Below are 16,957 nucleotides of genomic sequence, written 5' to 3'. Positions count from 1 at the left end.
CCCGTGGAGAAGACAGAGCGACTGAACGCCATCCTCGACCTCCTCGCGGCCGAGGGGAATGTCTTCGTCGAAGACATCATCACCCGGCTCGGCGTCTCCCCCGCCACGGCCCGGCGTGACCTCGACAGCCTCGCCGCGCAGCGACTCCTGACCAGGACCCGCGGCGGAGCCACCATGGAGGCCGTCGCCTACGATCTGCCGACCCGGTACAGCCGGGACGACAACACGCGCCAGAAGCAGGCGATCGCCCGGGCGGCCAGCGCGCTCGTGCCGAAGGGCTCGGTGATCGGCCTCTGCGGCGGGACGACGAGCACGGCCATCGCCCAGGTTCTGGGCATGCGCCCGGACCTGATGGAGCCGTCCAGCAAGCCGACCCTCACCGTGGTCACCAACGCGATCAACATCGCGGCCCAGCTCGTCGTGCGGCCGAACATCCGCATCATGGTCACCGGCGGTGTGGTCAACCCCCGGTCCTACGAGCTGGTGGGACCCTACACGGATGTCATCCTGCAGCGCGTCGCCCTCGACATCGCGTTCATCGGCGTCAACGGACTGGACCCGGTCATCGGACCGACCGTCAGCGACGAGGGGGAGGCGGAGGTGAATGCGCTCATGGCGCGAAGGGCTTCCGAGACCTTCATCGTCGCCGATTCCTCCAAGATCGGCACACGCAACTTCGCCACGATGACCGGCTATGTGTTCAGCAACCTGATCACCGACGGCGGCATCACCGATGAGCAGATAAGCGCCTTCGAGGCCGGCGGGACGAAGGTCATCGTGGCGCCCGAGGACAACTGACCGGCTCCATCCCACCCCGCACAGATCGGAGTTCACGATGCGCGTCGTCATCCTCGACGGTGCCGGGGACATCGGCGCCTTCGGTGCCGGCCTCATCCTCGACGGCGTCCTCCAGGGGAGGATCCGGACGCTCGGCGTCGCCACCGGATCCTCCCCCCTGGCCATCTACCGCGCCCTGGCGGACCGGTGGATCCCCGCCCTCGCGCACCTCGACGCCTTCGCGCTCGACGAGTACGTGGGCCTGCCGGCCGACGATCCCCAGAGCTACCATTCGGTGATCCGGAGGGAGGTGACCGACAGGCTCCGCCTGGATCCGGCCAACGTGCATGTTCCTGACGGGTGCGCCGCCGATCTCGATGCCGAATGCGAGCGGTACGAGGCGACGATGGCCGCTGCCGGCGGCGTGGACCTGCAGCTGCTCGGCATCGGGCGGAACGGGCACATCGGCTTCAACGAGCCGAGCTCCTCCCTGTCCTCGCGCACGCGGCCGAAGACCCTGATGGCAGCCACCCGCAGGGACAACGCACGCTTCTTCGACCACCCGGACCTGGTCCCCCGGCACTGCCTCACGCAGGGGCTCGGCACGATCCTGGACGCCGCCGAAGTGTTGCTCGTCGCCCAGGGAGCCGGGAAGGCCGAGGCGGTACGCGCGGCGGTCGAGGGTCCCGTCTCCAGCATGTGCCCGGCGTCGGTCCTGCAGCTGCACCGGCGGGCGACAATCCTCCTCGATGAGGAGGCAGCCCAGCAGCTCGCGCTGCGGCAGTACTACCTGGACACGGAGAAGACCAGGATCGAGGGCCTCCGGCCATGAGTACCGTGGCCTTCCACAGCACCACGAAGATCGATGCCGACGGCGAGACCCCGGACTTCTGGGTGGTGGCCGCGGGCAGGACCATCACGGCGACGGGCACGGGTGCGGGCTGGCGTGACCACGACCCGGACGAGGTCGTCGACGGCACCGGTCACCGCCTCACGCCCGGATTCATCGACCTGCACGTGCATGGCGGCGGCGGGTACAGCCATGAGGACGGTGCCGAGTCGGTCGCTCGGGCGCTCGCCGCCCATCACCCGCATGGCACCACCCGTGCCGTGGCGAGCCTCGTGTCCAACCCCATCGAACAGCTGTCCCGCTCGTTGGCCGGCATCGCCGACCTCACCGGGACCAATCCCCTGCTGCTCGGAAGTCACCTCGAGGGACCGTTCCTCTCGGTCGGCAAGCGCGGCGCCCACAACGCGGACCACCTCACGGACCCCTCGGAGGAGAGTGTCGGGCGGCTGCTCGACGCGGCGCGCGGGACCCTGCGGCACATCACCCTCGACCCGGAGCGCGCCGGTGCCCTGCCTGCCATCCGCCGTTTCGTCACCGCAGGCGTCACCGTCGCCGTGGGGCACACCGAGGCAGGGTACGAACAATCCCTCTCCGCGCTGCACGCAGGCGCCACCGTCCTGACCCATGCGTTCAACGGCATGCCGGGACTGCATCACCGCGATCCCGGGCCGGTGGGTGCCGCCCTGGTGGGCGGGGCCTATCTCGAGGTGATCCTCGACGGACACCATGTCCATCCGGCCGTCGTCGCGATGCTCTTCACCCTCGCCCCGCACCGCATCGTCCTGGTCACCGACGCCATGGCCGCCGCCGCCGCGCCCGACGGGCAGTACCTGCTCGGTGGACTGGCCGTCGAGGTCGAGGACCGCGTCGCCAGGCTGCGGGCCACGGGCTCCCTCGCCGGTTCCACGCTGACCCTGGACGCGGCACTGCGCCATGCACTCGAGGCGGGCATCCCCGTCGTCCCCGTCATCGAAGCCCTGACCCTTGCTCCGGCGCGCGTCCTCGGGCTCTCCGACTCCTTCGGCCTGGTCCGCCCCGGGTTCGCCGCCGACCTCGTCCTCTTCGATCACGCATGGCAGGTCACCTCTGTCCTCGCCGACGGCGCCTGGCTCCACCGGGCATGACCGGCCCCTTCTCCGTGCGCCGGTCATTCCTCCGGATCCACGCGGAAGGACATCGGCACCGGGGCGGCGGAGTGACGGGCAGTCCGGGCGTCCCGCTCCATCCCCGAGGGTCGGGTGAGGACCGAGTACAGCTCCGGACGGCGGCCCAGGAGCCAGCGGCGACCGGTCGCGAGCGGCAGCAGGTCGAGGTCGAGGTCGGCTGCGACGACCGCGACGTCCGCGACGGGCGTCTCGGCGACGATCCGGCCGTACGGGTCGATGATCATGGCGTTCCCTGTCCGTATCTCGTCGTCATCCACGCCGATGCCGTTGCTGAACAGGACGAAGATCCCGTTGTCGTGCGCTCGGGACGGTAGCCAGCGCATGAGCCATTCGCGGCCGGACGGACCGTTGACCGCCGCCTCGAGCGCTTCCGGGTTCTCATGGCGGTCGTCCCACAGGGCGCGTGGGATGGGGCGCATCCCGTGCGGACTCATCGACCTCGTGCCACCCGTCTGGTGGGGTGCGATCAACACCGTCGCGCCCAGCAACGCGACCGCGCGCACGTTCTCGACGAGATTGTTGTCCCAGCAGATCAGGATGCCCATGCGCGGACCCCAGGGCGTGTCGAAGACCGTGTACGAGTCCCCGCTGGAGATCGCATCGTGCTCGAACGCGTGGAGCTTGCGGTGCACGTGCGAGGTGCCGTCGGGAAGGCAGACGGCGTAGGAGTTGTAGAGGTCGTCCCCCTCCGCCTCCAGGAATCCCACTCCGATCCCCAGCCCCGTCTCCACGGCCAGCCGCTGCACCTCCGAGACGGCGAACCCGTCACGGGGCTGGGCGAGTCCACGCAGGCGGGACGCGGACTGGCGGGTCAGATGCCAGTAACCCAGCAGACAGAGTTCGGGGAAGGCGATGAGCTGCACGCCGTCGGCGGCCGCGTGGAGCGACAGACGACGGACCGTCTCCAGGTTGGCGGCCACGTCATCGGGGACCGGTTCGAACTGGACCACTGCCGCTCGGAGCGTGTTCGACGCCGGCGCACCCATCTCTGCCTCCCTGATGTCGTCCTGATCCGCGCCCTCCGGGCTCTCCCCCGGCACTCCTCGGTATCGAGGGATCCCGTCAGGACCCAGTGAACCAACCCGGGGGCATCGCGTCCAGAGGGCCCGCACTCCGGGTCCGGCGGCCGAGCTTCAGCCGGGTTGGATCCCCTCCGGGTACCAGGGGTAGCCGGCAGCCAGCGGTGCACCGTCGTCGTGCTGTGCGAGCCATGCGACGGCAGCGCCGTGGTACCGGTGGAAGCCCTTGTAGTCGGCGAGTTCGGGGTCCAGGGACGCGAGCGCGCGATGTACCCGTTTCGCCCAGTCCGGGGCGTGCTCCACCAGTTCGGCCAGGCTGACGAGGTAGGTGCGGACCGGGAAGACGATGGCGTTCGACCGGGGCAGGCGGTGCAGGGGCTGCAGTTCGATGCGCAGGTACACCATGTCTCCCGCGTTCCCGGCCGTGACCTCCGCCCGGTCCGGGGCCCAGTCCGGGAGCGTCTCCACCGAGGTCTCGAGACGCGGGTGGACGGTCAGCGACCAGTTGACGCGCCGGACGGGGTGGCCGGGCTTCATGCGGAGCAGGAACTTGAGAGCCCGGTCGAGGATCCCCATCTTGTCCAGCTTGGGCACGGGGCCGTGGAACTCGGCGAAGTTCATGCCGAGGTTGAACTGCAGGGAGTAGTCGGCGCGCTGGGTGGTCATCCCGGCGCCGATGACGAGGGTGTTGTCCCTCTCCTCGAGGACGACGAACTCCCCCTGGGCCTGGCGTGTCGCATACTCCATCGGGTCCATCGGCAGGGTGTCGGGATCGCCGAACGTGAAGGAGTCGTCGATGCCGAGGAGCCGGTTCTGCCACCGCCACTCGTTCCCGTTCCTGGTGAGGGTGAAGTGCTCGGGGAAGTCCCTGTTGTAGGACTCGAAGATGAGCTCGAGGAGGTCCCACTGCGCTTCCATCATGTGCGGCAGGGCGAGGTAGTGGACACCCGGCATCTCCTGCAGCATCTGATCGCGATGGGCACACTCGGACACATAGTGCTCGTCGACGTCGAAGGCGGCCCTCAGCGCGCCGGCACCGGCCGGGACATGCGGTTCGAGGTTCATCGAGTACATGTACTCGTCGTCCGGGAACGGGAAGGGGAGACGGCGGACCGCCTCGCGGGAGTTCCGGAACCGGTACTCCCCGTCCGGTGTGTACGTCTCGTCCGGCGTGAATCCGGCGGGGTTGGATACGGCTGTCATCGGTGTGCTCCTTAGGCGTTCAGAACGAGTTTCGTGCAGGTGGCCCGCGAGACGCAGGGCATGATGAGCTTGTTCGTGCACCGGTCCGATTCGGAGAGCCAGTCGTCCCGGTGGTCGAGGGTGCCTTCGAGTTCGAGGACCTCCGTCTCGCACTCGCCGCATGCGCCTCCGCGGCAGAGGTAGGGCAGCTTGTGTCCCGCCTCCTCGACCGCCTCCAGCAGCGACTGCTCGGGGGACACCTCGACGACGGCGCCGGACCGGGCCAGGGTGACGGAGAAGGGGTCGCCGGTCGAGCCGAGGTCCTCGAACCGCTCGAAGTGGATGTGCGAGTCCGTCCAGCCGTGGGCGTGGGCCGCACCGATGACGTCGTCGACCATGCGCGAGGGCCCGCAGACGTAGGCGTGGGTGCCGAGCGGCAGCCCGCCGAGGATCTCGTGCGAGTTCAGCCGGGTCCCGTCGCCGTCTCCGTACAGCACCACCCTGTCCCCGTAGCGTTCCCGGAGTTCGTGACCGAGGGCGGCGTGCTCCGGGCCACGCACGGCGAGGTGGAGCTCGAACGAGCTGCCCTTCAGGCTCAGTTCGTCCAACTGCGCGTAGATGGGAGTGACCCCGACACCCCCGGCGATGAAGACGTGGTGCCGGGCGTGCTTGGAGACGGGGAAGAGGTTCGCCGGGATGGTGGCGGTCAGGACATCGCCCTCGCGGATGTCCCTGTGCATGGCGATCGAGCCGCGCTTCCCCTCCTCGACCCGGCGGACGGCGATCTGGTATTCGCTGGTGTCGTAGGGCGAACTCATGAGCGAGTACGCGTTGCGCCGGGTCTCCCCCTCGAACGGGATGAGGACCCTGATGTGGCTGCCGCCCGAGAAGGGAGGGAGCCAGGATCCGTCCGCCGCGGAGAACGTGTACCGGTTGATCTCGGGTGTGACCGCCTCGATGCGCTTCACCCTGAGGTGCAGTGCTCCGTGATGCGCCTCGCTCATGTGTCCAACTCCTCGTTCTCCGGGAGCTCGCCCGGTACTTCGCCGTCCGCTTTCACGCCCTGGAAGGCAGCCAGCCTCCCGGAGTAGTGATCCCGGACGATCAGGTGGCGTGCGCATCCGGGGCATCGGAAGATCCGCCGGGAGACGTTCTCGGAATAGTGGCTGCAGTGCGCGCACCACACGCGTCGCACGAAGGAACCCGCGTGCTCACGGAGCACCTCGTCCCGGTTCATGCCGTAGGAGGTGGCGACCTGCATGGACGTGCCGATGAAGCCCTCCGAGCCGGAGAGGTACAGCCGGGTGCCCATCTTCGCCGTCGCGAGGAGCGCGTCGAGCCCGCTCACGGCGTCGGCGTTGGTCGGGAACACGACGAGTTCGCGCACCGCGAAGTCCTGGAGGTCGGCCAGGTGGTTCTTCCCGGTGAACGACTCGACCGAGTACAGCACGGTGGTCGCCGACAGCTGGTCCGGGTCCATCTCCCGGAGCAGCCGTACCAGCGGCTCTCCGCCGCTGCCCTGTGCGGCAGCGACATGGCTCGCGCCGGTCGCCATGGGCGTCAGCTCGTCGTACACGGGCCGACTCTTGATGCCGGTGATCAGCATGGTCCTGCTACCCCTGGTCCTTCGTCGGAGCCGACAGGACGGCGGCCCGCTGATCGCCGGCCGGGGCGGTGGGGACGGCGTCGGCTGCCGGAGCATCCCCCTTGAGGTACGGCTTCTTCCAGGCCATGTAGACAAGGCCCAGCACCACGACGGAGACCGCGGAGATCAGGACGACGTAGTTGGCGAACCAGCCGTCCTCGGGTGTCCGGGGCCAGGCCATGTTGACCATGCCGAGGACGCCCCAGACGAGGGCCGCGATGTTGACCGGGATGCCCCAGGCACCCAATCGGAAGGCCCCGTTCGGCTTCCAGCCGAGGAGACGGGCTCGCAGCGAGGCGAGGACGACCATCTGGAACCCCATGTACATCCCCATGGCGGCGAAGGAGATGATCACCGTCAGGGCGTCGCTGGAGACCTTCGAGCCGATGACGATGACGGCGGGCACCAGTCCTGCGAGGAGCAGGGCGTACGGAGGCACGTGGCGGGATTCGCTGAACGTGCTGAGGAGCCGGCTGCCCGGGAGGATGCCGTCACGGGCCATCGAGTAGGCGAGACGCGAGGTGGCTGCCTGCAGGCTCAGGACGCAGGAGAGGAACGAGACCAGGACGATGGCGAGGACCACCTTGAAACCGACGGGACCGAAGGCCGAGAGGAGGATGTTGCCGACGGGATCCGTGTCGGCGCCGGAGATCACCGCCGCGAAGTCGGGGACGGCGAGGATCAGGGACAGGCAGACGAACATCGCCGCGAACCCGCCGATGTAGATGGTCATCCGCATGGCCCTGGGGATCGTGCGGCCCGGATTCGGGACCTCCTCGGCCACGTCGCCGCAGGCTTCGAATCCGTAGTACTGGAAGATGCCGATCAGCCCCGCGGCCGCGAACGCCACGAAATAGCTGCTGCCCTCTCCGGCACCGAAGGACTGGAACAGGACGCCGAGGTCGTGGTGCCGGGCCGTCAGCAGCAGCCAGGTCCCCACGGCGAGTGCCCCGCCGAGCTCCGCCAGGAGGCCGATCATCGCCACGGTGTTCAGGACCTTGGTTCCTCCCAGGTTCAGGACCGTGGCCAGCGCTATGACGACGAGACCCGAGACGATGATGGAGTCGACGGTGTTCGCCATGCCCACGAGGGTGCTCAGGAACGGCCCTGCGCCGTACGCGACGCTGGCGATGGTGGTCAGGAGTGCCACGAGGTAGACCCAGCCGTTCATCCAGCCCCATTTGCGGCCCCAGAGCCTGCGGGACCAGGGGTAGACCCCGCCGGCCACGGGGTACGCCGCGACGACCTCACCGAAGACCGTGGCGACGAGGAGCTGACCGATGCCGACGATGACGAGGGACCAGAACATCGGGGGACCGGCGACGCCCAGCGACGCCGCGAACAGCGAGTACACGGCCACGACCGGCGAGAGGTAGGTGAACCCCAGCGAGACGTTCCCCCAGAACGTCATCTCCCGCTTGAACTGCCTCTCGTAGGAGTAGCCGAGACTGGCAAGGTGCTCGGCGTCCTCGTCGGCGATGGAGTCCTTGGACGGTTCCACACTATCTACACGCATCGGGTTCCTTCTCTGGGATCCTCCGGGGCTCATGTGAGCTGGACCACGTCGGAAAAAACTATAGTTTCAAATGTTTAGGATCGCAATACGGTCCTCGGGGCGGCATCCGAGGCCGTTCTGCGGACCGGACAGGAGGATCAGGGACGACATAACCTATGTTTCCGGGGGATTTCCTGCGTCCCCGGCTACACTCGGCAGACACGGGGACGACGTCGGATCCGCCGGCAGTCGCGCCGGGACGCGGACGGGAGGCAGGTGCGCCTGTCGGCCATCCGTCATCGGAGGCCGGCCCCCGACTAGAGTCAGTGCTGTCCTTCCACCGCATGGAGTCCCCTCTTGGCACCCACCACAGCCTTTCAGGCCCACGTCTACCGATCGCTGCCGGAGACCGAGCGCTCCGGAGCCATCGTGGACAGGATCTCGAAGGCGATCTCCCTGGGCCTGCTGAAGGTCGGCGAGCGGCTCCCGTCGGAGACGGCCCTGTCGGAGATGTTCGGCGTCGCACCGTCCACCCTCAGGGAAGCCCTGTCCGATCTCCGGCACCAGGGGATCGTCGCGACACGGCGGGGACGCAGCGGCGGGACGTTCATCGTCCGACAACCCTTCACCTCGGCGGACGTGATGCGGAAATGGTTCGAGGAGACCTCCATCGCCGAGCTACGGGACCTCGGTGACGAGCATGCGGCCATCGCTGCCGCCACGGTGCGCCTGGCCTGCGACCGGGCCGAGCCCCACGAGGTCGGCAGACTCCTGGACCTTGCTCGAGCCCTGGTCATGTCGGACAGGTCCGAAGCCCGAGCGCACGCGGACAGCCGGTTCCACATCGAACTGGCGGTGCTCGCGCAGTCGCCGCGGCTCATGAACGCCGAGATCCGCCTGCAGGCGGAAACGGTGCAGGCCCTGTGGGCACCCCTGTCCCCGACGCGGGATCCGGAACGGGTGGCCGCCGAACACCTCGCCGTCGCACGCGCCATCGCCGACGACTCGCCCGAGGAGGCCCAGCGGTTGGTCCTCCACCACATCCGGCACGACATCCATCACCTCGTGGACACCAAACTGGCCCTCGGGTACCCCACCCGGGAGGAGCGCGCATGACCACCAACGTCCCGGCGCTCAGGGCCGCAGGCGAGATCGCGGCCTGGACGAACGCCCTGAGCCTCGACGTCCACCGGTTCGCTGCAGCGTCGGCGGCCCTGTGGTCGGACCGTCCGCGCCCCCTCACGATCACCCCGGGTGATGTCGGACGACTGGAGACCCTGGCGGAGGCATTCCTGGGTTCGCACGATTTCGTCGTGGGAGCGGGAGCCATTTTCTCCACCGGGGCGATCAGGAGCAAGGACGGCGGTCTCGAGTGGTGGATCCGGCGTGAGCGCAGCATCGAGAAGCTCGAGTTCGACCTGACACCGGGTGGGGAACGGTTCTACGACTACCAGAACATGCCCTTCTTCGCCTCGGCGAACCGGACCGGCGAACAGACCGTCTGGGGACCGTACGTCGACTACCTCGGGATGGACGAATACATCCTCACCTATTCGGCGCCGATCCAGCTCGAAGGAGAATTCGCGGGGGTAGCGGGCTGCGACATACGGATCAGGACGCTCGAGGAGATCCTCATGCCCACCCTTCGAGCCATCCCCGGGAACGCCGCGCTCCTCAATGCCGGCGGGCGGGTCGTCGTCGGGAATTCCGGTGCACACCTGGTCGGCGAGAGGGTCCGCCCTGCTCCGGGCGAGGGAACCCTCATCCCGATCGACGTACCGCATCTCGGTTTCTCACTGCTCGTCTCCCCGTAGCCGGCCGGCCGGCGAGGCGGCGGCCGGGGCTGCGGCGCCGGCACTGCGCGCACGCGACGTCGTGGGCGTCGTCCTGCCGGTCGTCCCCAGGGTCATCCCGCCCCGATGCCGCCTCAGGAGTGCCCTCGCCGCCCTACGCCCCCTGTTGCCGGCCCACCATCTCCCGGATCCAGCTCGGCGCGAACGGGGACGTGCAGTTCGGCGGCGTCGGGTGGTCCTTGAGGACCTCGAGGCGCTCGCCGATGGCGACGGCACGCGCCCTGTGCGCCTCGTGGCAGATCCCGATCTGCGCCAGGGTCTGGTTCATCGCCCACTGCAGCCGGTCGGGGGCGTCCTTCATCCCGGCCTCGATCGTGTCCAGCAGCGCCGGGAGGTCGAGCCCTTCGGGGGTCTTCCCCACGCGCTCGCTCGTGAGCGCCCACCCGGCGCCGGCCACGACGGGGTCCGGGTCGGCCAGCCATTCGAGGCGCAGCCGTTCGGCGTGCGGGTTCTTCTTCACCACGTAGTTGACCAGCCAGTCCTGCACCTTCGGGGGGCGTGCCTGCCGCAGCATCGTGTCCAGGTCGTCGTGGTCGAAGGCCCTGGGGCGGCAGATCAGCAGGGCCAGGAGCCGCGCCGCCGTGTCCCCCGTCGCCCACAGGTCCCTCGCCAGGTCCTGCTGGGTCTTCAGGCGCTTCGCCACGGCACGCAGGGCGGACAGGTTCACGCCGTGGTCGTCCCCATGCTTCTCGTTCACCGCCCGCATCCGGGGATCCTCGAGCGCGGACAGTTCCGCCAGCACCTCGTCGACGGCAGGGACACCGACACCTGCGGACATGTCTCACCTCCGGTTGTTCGCTCGTCCCCATCCTGCCGCCATCGATGGAGGGACACCAGCGCGCCCGCTACGCCGCCCGGCCCGCCCTGCCCCGCGTGGCTCCCGTGACCATCCACCGATCGTCGCGCACACGCCACCCGAGGGTCACGGCCCGTGCCAGCATGTACCCGACGCCGAAGGCCAGCCAGAGCCATACGATCCCCTCGCCGCCCGTGAGGTCCGCACGGCCCACGAGGACGAGCAGAGGCACGTACGCCACGAGGTTCGCGACGCCGGCGAGCGCCAGGTAGCGGGCGTCGCCCGCACCGATCAGGACGCCGTCGAGGACGAACACGAAACCGCAGACCGGCTGGGAGGCGGCGAGCACCCACAGCCCGGCCGCGAAGGCAGCCTGCACGGCGGGATCGGTGGTGAAGATCCACCCCACGAAGGGCGCCACTGCGGCGAGCAGGCATCCGGTCACCACGCCGAACCCCACGCCCCACACGATCATCCGGCGGGTGAGTGCCCGTGCGAGGGGTCGGTTCCCGGACCCGAGCTCCTTGCCGATCAGCGCCTGGGCGGCGATGGCCAGGGCATCGAGCGCGAACGCGAGGAACGTGAAGACGGTCATGACGAGCTGGTGGGAGGCGAGGCTGAGGGGACCCTGCGCCGTCGCCACGAACACCGTGGCGAGGATCGCCACGCGCAGCGAGAGGGTGCGCAGCATGAGCCATGAGCCCACGCCCGCTGTTCTCCGGATACCGCCCAGCGACGGCTTCAGCGACACGCCGTCCCGCCGGGAGGACCGCACGATCATCACGAGGTAGACGGCGGCCATGCCCCACTGCGCGAGGCTCGTGCCGAGGGCGGAGCCGGCCACCGACATCCCGGCGCCGTACACGAGCAGGTAGTTGAGGACGATGTTGACGGCGAACCCCGCCCCGGCGACGACCAGCGGGGTCCGCGTGTCCTGCAGCCCGCGCAGCACGCCCGTGGCGGCGAGCACCACGAGCATCGCGGTGAGCCCTGGCATGGACCAGCGGAGGTAGTCGACGGCGAAGGCGTGGACGGCGCCCTCCGCACCGAGGAGCGAGGCGAGCCGGGGGGCCGCGGTCCACCCGGCGACGGAGAGGACGACACCGAGGAGCACGGCGAGGCCCACGCCGTCGCGCCCGGCGGCGAGCGCCTCGGGCCGGCGGCCCGCCCCCAGCAGGCGGGCGACGGCGGGCGTGGTCGAGTAGGCGAGGAAGACCATCAGCCCGACGGCGGTCTGCAGCACCGTGGACGCGAGGCCCACGCCGGCGAGCTGGTCGACACCGAGGTGCCCGACGATCGCCGAGTCCGCCAGCAGGAAGAGCGGCTCGGCGATGAGGGCGCCCAGGGCCGGCACGGCGAGCCGGAGGATACTGCGGCTGAGTCGGCGGTTGTCCGGCAGTGTCTGATCCACCCGACCAGCCTAGGCGCCGGACGCAGGGGCCTAAGCTGGAAGGAGCCCGCACCGCCCGCAAGGACACCCAGGGGAGTCATGAAAGTCGGCGTCAAGCAGTACCTGGCAGGACTCGTCCTGCTGTTCCTCAGCACACTCTTCATCCCGCAGGCCGTCTCCGACTTCGCGCGCGCCGAGTCCTCGGGCAGCACCGTGCCGGCGGAAGCGCCCCTGCTGCTCGCCGTCGGGCTCGTGATCGTCGTCGCCGCCGCTGCGTGCATCGGCTGGGGCTACTGGCTCACGCACCGCGGGGGTGCCCCCCGGAAGAGGAACCCGGAGGACGATCCCGACGAGCCCCTGCTCCGCCCGGGCTACGGCACCGAGCCTTCCGAGCGGGAGCCCTGGCGCGAGCACCCCCTCCGCCGGACCGACCGGGGAGGGGACGGGCGCCCCTGACGCCGCCCTCGGTGCCCTCCCGGCGCCCGGACCACTCCCCTGCCGAGCCGGGGCCGGTGGGTCCGCGGGTCCACTCCCGCGGTCCTCCGACTCCCGCTTGTCACCCGGACCGCCACCTTCCTAGAGTCGGTAGTGGCCGGAGACCGCAGTGGCCGCCGGTCGCGCCGCTGTCCGGGCACCAGCCCATCCCAGGAGGAGCCACCATGCCAGCCACCCGCACCCCGTCGTCCGCCCTCACCGTGGGTATCGCGCTCCTTCTCCTCGTCACCGGCTGCACGGCGGGCCCCGCGGACACCGCCACGAGCGCCCCGGCGCAGGTGCAGGGGGAGGGAGCCGGAACGTCGTCGGCGCCGCCCTCCTCCGGGGCGTCCCGGTCCGCCGAGGCAGGGTCCGCCGAGGCGTCCGGGTCCGGCGCGCAGGAGGCAGACATGAGCATCCCCGACATCGTCGACGCCGTGCAGCCCTCCGTGGTCACCATCTTCACCGACGGAGGACTCGGCAGCGGCGTGATCTACACCGAGGACGGCCTCATCCTCACCAACGAGCACGTGATCCGGGGGAACGAGGACGTCGAGGTCGCCTTCGCGGACGGGCAGCGGGTGGCCGGCACGGTCGAAGCCGCGGACCCCGTCTCCGACCTGGCGCTCGTCCGCGCCGACAGGACCGACCTGCCCGCCGCCACGTTCCAGTCCGGCCTGCCGCGCATCGGCGAGCTCGCCGTCGTCATCGGTTCGCCCCTCGGGTTCGAGAACACGGCGACGTCGGGGATCATCTCCGGCCTGCATCGCGAGATCCCCGGGTCGGCGTCCTCCAGCCAGTCACTCGTGGACCTCATCCAGACCGACGCGGCCATCAGCCCGGGCAACTCCGGCGGCGCCGTCGTGAACGGGCGCGGCGAGATCATCGGCATCAGCGAGGCGTACATCCCGCCCTCGCAGGGCGCGGTGGCCCTCGGCTTCGCGATCCCCGCCCCCACCGCCACGGAGGTGGCCGAGGAACTGCGCGAGGACGGGACGGCCGAGCACGCGTTCATGGGCCTCGCACCCGGCGCCATCACGCCGCAGATCGCCGAGCAGCTGAACCTGCAGGACACGGCCGGCGTCGTGGTGCTGTCGGTGTCGCAGGGCGGACCGGCCGACGACGCCGGGATCCGGCCGGGTGACATCATCACCAGGATCGAGGACGACGAGCTGTCCGCGCCCGAGGGCCTCCTGGCGGCCCTGCGCCGGCGCGACCCCGGCGAGACCGTCGCCGTCGAGATCCGCCGCGGGACGGACACCCGCACCGTGGACGTGGAGCTCACCGACCGGCCCGCGGCGCAGAGCTGACGCCGCACCACCTGCCGGACCTGCGTCGGCCTACTCGAAGTGCGTCCTCGACGGCCCCTGGCCGAACGATTCCAGGACCGACGCCGCGACGTCCCGGAGCTTGATGTTCCTCGCACTGGAGGCCGCCTTGAGCATCGACATGGCGGCGTCCTGCGAGCAGCGGTTCTGCCCCATGATGACGCCGGCCGCCAGGTCGATCGTGGTCCGGCTCTCCATGGCGGCCCGCAGGTCGGCCCGGGACTGCGTCAGCCCGGCGATGCGCACCGCGAGACGCAGGGATGCCCCGACCTCCTCGGCGAACTGCTGCGCCGCCCCGATGGCCTGCCCGGTGAACGCGCCGGTCAGGGGGGAGTAGAAGTTGAGCGCCGCCGTCGCCTCGCCCTCGAGGGGGATGGGGACCCCGAGCGCCGACCTGATGCCGTGGCCGGCGATCGCCTCGCTGTAGGCGGGGAACCGTTCCTCGGTGTCGAAGTCGCAGACGTAGTGGACGGTGCCCAGGCGGGCAGCCCTCAGGCACGGGCCGTCGTCGAACTCGTACTGGACCTCGTCCATCTTCTGGGCCTCGGGGCTGTTGCTGGCCACCGTCGTCTTGGTCCGCGCCCGCAGCAGGGTGATGCCGCACAGGACCTCGTCGTCCTCCGCGGACAGGCTGTGCCCGGCGATGGTGACCAGCTTCGTCAGGAACTGCTCGACGTCGTCGCTGTCGAGGACCATGTCCTGCAGCAGGGCCGGAAAGGCCGGCCCGGTGTCCCGATCGTGATGTGCCAAGAGATGTGCCTTTGCCTCCACTCCCTGCGGGCACGCGCGATGCTGCAAGGAGAAGGTGATGGCCGCCTGCTGCTAAACGACCTAGAGCATCGTACCCAATGCAACGGGCTCCCCCGCCCCCGTGAAGAGCGGGATCCCGGCGCCTCCTCCCTTATCGGGCTCGGCCTGCCACGACCGCGGCCGCTGTCAAGACGAGGGATTCCCGGCCGCTCCCCCCCCCTGCCGGCCGGCCAGCGGGGCACACTGGTTCCAGGCAGCAAATGCCCCCGGATCCGTCCGCGGACTGACGTTGGCCACATCGATGTGCATGCACGGACATGGGGCGCTGGTCAGGAGTCAAGCAGTCGGCTCCCGATCAGTCGCTTGTCCCCGCCTGATCGAGCATGGCGTGCCGCCCCCGATAGACGGCCGTCCGCAGCTCGGTGGCGTAGGCCCCGAGGGCCGGCATGCCCAGCTCTTCGGCGACGGTGATCTCCGCCTCGACGTCGTACGCGACCCGCACGAACTGGATGCCGAAAGGATCCGACCGACCGCCGTCGGGCTCGCCCTCCAGGATCACGTAGGACGCCTGCGGTTCGTCCAGCGGGTTGCCCACGCTCCCCACGTTGACGAGTGTCCTGCTCCGGTCGGTGGAGACGAAGGCGTCGTGGATGTCGCCGTAGCAGACGACGTCCGGCGGGGGCCCGTCCCCGGTCAGCTCCGTCGCGGCGAACATGCCGTCGAAGTCGTCGTCGGTGTGCCGGGCGTGCACGCGGTGGTAGACACTCTTCGCCGATGCATGGAACATGCGGATGCGCCGGCCGCTCAGCGTGATGTCGTGGCACAGCGGAAGCGACGAGAGCCACCGGCGGTCCTCCCGGGTCAGTTCGTCGTGCCACCACCAGCCGGCGTCGTCGCGCCACTCGGGCGTCTCGCTGGGCAGGAAGTCGTCCCAGTTCCCCCGCACCGTGACCGCGCAGCGCTCCCGGCTCAGGCGCACGCATTCCGAGCCGCGCGGCCCCTTGCCGGCGACGTCGCCCAGGTTGTAGACGGTGGAGATGCCACGGCGTCGGAGGTCCTCCAGCACCGCGGTGAAGGCGGTGACGTTCCCGTGGAGGTCGGAGATCACGGCGACGCGTTCCATCCCGTCAGGCTATCCCGCCCCCGGCCCCATGCGGTTCCCCTGCCACGCCGGACGCCTCGTCGGTGTCACAATCGAGACGCGCGCCGAAGCCGCCCACCGGGTCGGCCGTCCGGGCCGCCCGACCCCCGGCCACGAAGGAAGTCCCATGCCACAGACCATCGTCATCGCAGGAGCCACGGGGGACCTCGGGGAGCGCATAGCCCGCGTCCTGATCGACCAGGGAGCCGAGGTCCGGGTGCTCACGAGGACCGCGAGCGGCTCCGCCGTCTCGGACGGGCTGGGCGCCCCCGGGGCGAAGATCCTGCCGGTGGACTACACGGACGCCGACGAGCTGAAGAGAGCCGTCGGAGGGGCCGACGCCGTCGTCTCGGCGCTCAGCGGACTCGCGCCCGTCATCCTCGACAGCCAAACCCGGCTGCTGATGGCCGCCGTGGCCGCCGGCGTCCCACGGTTCATCCCGTCGGACTACTCACTCGACCACACCACCATCAAGGACCGGTCGAACCGGAACCTCCAGCTCCGACGCGACTTCCGCACCATCCTCGATGCCGCACCGGTCCGTGCCACCTCCGTCCTCAACGGGGCCTTCGCCGACATGCTCACGGGAGTGGCGCCGCTGGTCCTGTTCGGACGGAAGAGGGTCCTCTACTGGCACGACGCGGACCAGCCGATGGCCTTCACGACCAAGGACGACGTCGCCGGCTACACGGCGCACGCCGCCCTCGACCCGGACGCGCCGCGGTTCCTCCGCATCGCGGGCGACACCGTGTCCTCCCGCGATCTGGCCGCGATCATGACCGACCTCAGTGGCGACACCTACCGTCTGCTCTATGCCGGAGGCATCGGCTCCCTCCGCCTGATGGCCCGCGCGGGGCAGGCCTTCTCCGGGACGTCGGAGGACCTGTACCCCGCCTGGCAGGGCATGCAGTACTTCGGCAACATGTTCAGCGGCGACGGCGCCTTCCACGTCCTGGACAACGGGAGGTACGGGACCCGCGCGTGGACCTCCGCCCGGGACGTCCTCAGGGACCGCTGACCGGGATCCGGGCGACACCCGCTCCTGATCGCCGCTATCCTCGTGGTGCCAGGCAACCTTCGACGAAGGGCCG

Annotated in this window: 17 protein-coding genes; 8 read left to right on the top strand and 9 right to left on the bottom strand. The window is 70.0% G+C overall.

Annotation, left to right across the window (positions count from 1 at the left end):
• Positions 1-3 precede the first annotated feature (3 nt).
• Genes CXQ97_RS14735 through nagA form a run of 3 tightly spaced genes read left to right on the top strand, consistent with a single transcriptional unit; the run spans position 4 to position 2,751 of the window.
• A complete protein-coding gene (locus CXQ97_RS14735) occupies positions 4-798 on the top strand; it encodes a DeoR/GlpR family DNA-binding transcription regulator (RefSeq protein WP_104181625.1) in 795 nt (264 codons plus the stop codon).
• Between the two features lie 37 nt (positions 799-835).
• Complete coding sequence (nagB, locus tag CXQ97_RS14730) at positions 836-1,609, top strand: glucosamine-6-phosphate deaminase (protein ID WP_104181624.1); 774 nt, start codon at positions 836-838, stop codon at positions 1,607-1,609.
• On the top strand, positions 1,606-2,751 hold the full coding sequence (gene nagA, locus CXQ97_RS14725) for an N-acetylglucosamine-6-phosphate deacetylase (protein ID WP_104181623.1): 1,146 nt from the start codon (positions 1,606-1,608) through the stop codon (positions 2,749-2,751). The genes nagB and nagA overlap by 4 nt, the downstream gene beginning before the upstream one ends.
• Before the next feature lie 23 nt (positions 2,752-2,774).
• Here nagA and CXQ97_RS14720 read toward each other — a convergent pair whose 3' ends face one another.
• The 5 genes from CXQ97_RS14720 to CXQ97_RS14700 form a co-directional block, all read right to left on the bottom strand.
• Complete coding sequence (locus CXQ97_RS14720; protein WP_104181622.1) at positions 2,775-3,779, bottom strand: nitrilase-related carbon-nitrogen hydrolase; 1,005 nt, start codon at positions 3,777-3,779, stop codon at positions 2,775-2,777.
• Between the two features lie 147 nt (positions 3,780-3,926).
• Positions 3,927-5,015 carry a DUF3445 domain-containing protein gene (locus CXQ97_RS14715; RefSeq protein ID WP_104181621.1) on the bottom strand — a complete coding sequence of 363 codons (1,089 nt, stop codon included), beginning with the start codon at positions 5,013-5,015 and terminating at the stop codon, positions 3,927-3,929.
• Between the two features lie 11 nt (positions 5,016-5,026).
• The gene (locus tag CXQ97_RS14710) at positions 5,027-5,998 is read right to left on the bottom strand and encodes a PDR/VanB family oxidoreductase (RefSeq protein WP_104181620.1); all 972 of its coding nucleotides are present in this window, start codon (positions 5,996-5,998) and stop codon (positions 5,027-5,029) included.
• A complete protein-coding gene (locus tag CXQ97_RS14705) occupies positions 5,995-6,600 on the bottom strand; it encodes a dimethylamine monooxygenase subunit DmmA family protein (RefSeq protein WP_104181619.1) in 606 nt (201 codons plus the stop codon). The genes CXQ97_RS14710 and CXQ97_RS14705 overlap by 4 nt, the downstream gene beginning before the upstream one ends.
• A gap of 7 nt (positions 6,601-6,607) precedes the next feature.
• Positions 6,608-8,155, bottom strand: coding sequence for an APC family permease (locus tag CXQ97_RS14700; RefSeq protein WP_104181618.1), 1,548 nt, complete (start codon positions 8,153-8,155; stop codon positions 6,608-6,610).
• A gap of 336 nt (positions 8,156-8,491) precedes the next feature.
• Here CXQ97_RS14700 and CXQ97_RS14695 point away from each other — a divergent pair, with 336 nt between their 5' ends.
• Positions 8,492-9,250: a FadR/GntR family transcriptional regulator gene (locus CXQ97_RS14695; RefSeq protein WP_104181617.1), complete on the top strand. Its 759-nt coding sequence runs from the start codon at positions 8,492-8,494 to the stop codon at positions 9,248-9,250.
• Complete coding sequence (locus tag CXQ97_RS14690) at positions 9,247-9,948, top strand: cache domain-containing protein (protein WP_104181616.1); 702 nt, start codon at positions 9,247-9,249, stop codon at positions 9,946-9,948. The genes CXQ97_RS14695 and CXQ97_RS14690 overlap by 4 nt, the downstream gene beginning before the upstream one ends.
• Positions 9,949-10,081: 133 nt before the next feature.
• On the opposite strand, the gene CXQ97_RS14685 is transcribed toward CXQ97_RS14690, so the two are convergent.
• Both CXQ97_RS14685 and CXQ97_RS14680 read right to left on the bottom strand, forming a co-directional pair.
• Entirely contained in the window at positions 10,082-10,765 is a 684-nt protein-coding gene (locus CXQ97_RS14685; protein WP_104181615.1) for a DNA alkylation repair protein, read from the bottom strand.
• A gap of 67 nt (positions 10,766-10,832) precedes the next feature.
• Entirely contained in the window at positions 10,833-12,194 is a 1,362-nt protein-coding gene (locus tag CXQ97_RS14680; protein ID WP_104181614.1) for an MATE family efflux transporter, read from the bottom strand.
• Positions 12,195-12,272: 78 nt separating this feature from the next.
• Here CXQ97_RS14680 and CXQ97_RS14675 point away from each other — a divergent pair, with 78 nt between their 5' ends.
• Complete coding sequence (locus tag CXQ97_RS14675; protein ID WP_104181613.1) at positions 12,273-12,629, top strand: hypothetical protein; 357 nt, start codon at positions 12,273-12,275, stop codon at positions 12,627-12,629.
• A 203-nt stretch (positions 12,630-12,832) separates the two neighbouring features.
• Positions 12,833-13,957, top strand: a complete 1,125-nt coding sequence (locus tag CXQ97_RS14670) for a S1C family serine protease (RefSeq protein WP_104181612.1) — start codon at positions 12,833-12,835, stop codon at positions 13,955-13,957.
• Positions 13,958-13,987: 30 nt separating this feature from the next.
• On the opposite strand, the gene CXQ97_RS14665 is transcribed toward CXQ97_RS14670, so the two are convergent.
• Positions 13,988-14,725, bottom strand: a complete 738-nt coding sequence (locus tag CXQ97_RS14665; protein ID WP_258062618.1) for a GAF and ANTAR domain-containing protein — start codon at positions 14,723-14,725, stop codon at positions 13,988-13,990.
• Between the two features lie 355 nt (positions 14,726-15,080).
• Positions 15,081-15,848 (bottom strand): metallophosphoesterase, encoded by a 768-nt coding sequence (locus CXQ97_RS14660; RefSeq protein ID WP_104181610.1) that lies wholly within the window; start codon positions 15,846-15,848, stop codon positions 15,081-15,083.
• Positions 15,849-15,993: 145 nt separating this feature from the next.
• Between CXQ97_RS14660 and CXQ97_RS14655 the strand changes: the two genes are divergently transcribed.
• Positions 15,994-16,884, top strand: coding sequence for an aromatic alcohol reductase (locus tag CXQ97_RS14655; protein WP_104181609.1), 891 nt, complete (start codon positions 15,994-15,996; stop codon positions 16,882-16,884).
• Positions 16,885-16,957 lie beyond the last annotated feature (73 nt).

The sequence above is a fragment of the Arthrobacter sp. B0490 genome (genome assembly GCF_002929355.1).
In the GTDB taxonomy this organism is placed as follows: Bacteria; Actinomycetota; Actinomycetes; order Actinomycetales; family Micrococcaceae; genus Arthrobacter_D.
The sequence above is the reverse complement of the archived record's forward strand: the minus strand, read 5'-3'. Positions and strand labels throughout refer to the sequence as shown.